Here is an 832-nt window from a genome sequence, read left to right as displayed (position 1 = left end):
AACACCTTTAGGCATTTGAACGATAGATAACAAGGCATCTAAACCTGACAAGGTAGATGATTTAACCGGTACACCGATTACTGGTTTAACCGTCATGCCAGCAATCACCCCTGGTAAATGCGCCGCTTTACCGGCAATACCGATGTAAAGGTCAGCATCATTTTGCCCAACTAAGGCTTGTAAATCATCTAAGGCACGGTGGGCAGAAATCACAGATACTTGGTAAGGAATTTCAAATTTACTTAGGTTACTAGTTACTTTGCGGGCGATTTCAACATCACTTGAACTACCCATAATAATTCTAACGAACATCATTTCCTCCTATTTGGCGTTTAAATACGCAAAAGCTTCAGTTAAGAATGGATTTTCACCTTGACTTGGCACATTTTGGTAGAGGTCTTGCCCACTTCTTTCAAATGAAGAGATGGTCCCAAAGACTAAACCATTTGGACTAGCTAAGCCATCGATATTTTCTTCTGCAAAATAAGTATCAAAAGCGGCAATCACTTGACCTTTAGCTTTGATTTTTTCTGCTGCTTCCCCTAATACAACGCGACCAAATGCTGTTGCAAGCGGTGCGGTATAGGTTTTGTTAGCTCGACCAGTGGTAAAGGCTGATTTTTCAGAAACGACACGGCCAGTAGTCAAATCAGACACGAACTTGCCGTTTTGATTTGGTAAAACACGAATCGCTGAGTGACCAGTCACTTGGCCAAATTCAATTAAACCAGTGCGGATTAAGGCTGAAAAAGCAGATCCAGACCCGATAATTAAGCGGTTGGCTTGTAAATGAGCGTCAATAGCTTGGCTAACATCCGGTCTATTAAGGATT

At 41.8% G+C, this 832-nt stretch carries 2 protein-coding genes; both read right to left on the bottom strand.

Going from position 1 to position 832, the window contains the following annotated elements:
* The coding region (locus ACRCJ0_RS16615; protein ID WP_431391264.1) for an AIR carboxylase family protein at positions 1–315 on the bottom strand (315 nt) is incomplete at its 3' end.
* 6 nt (positions 316–321) lie between these two features.
* Positions 322–832 (bottom strand): phosphoribosylformylglycinamidine synthase subunit PurQ (locus tag ACRCJ0_RS16610; RefSeq protein WP_431391263.1); only part of this gene is annotated, 511 nt, incomplete at its 5' end.

Source organism: Aerococcus sp. L_32 (genome assembly GCF_050689315.1).
This window is presented reverse-complemented; position numbering and strand designations above follow the sequence as displayed.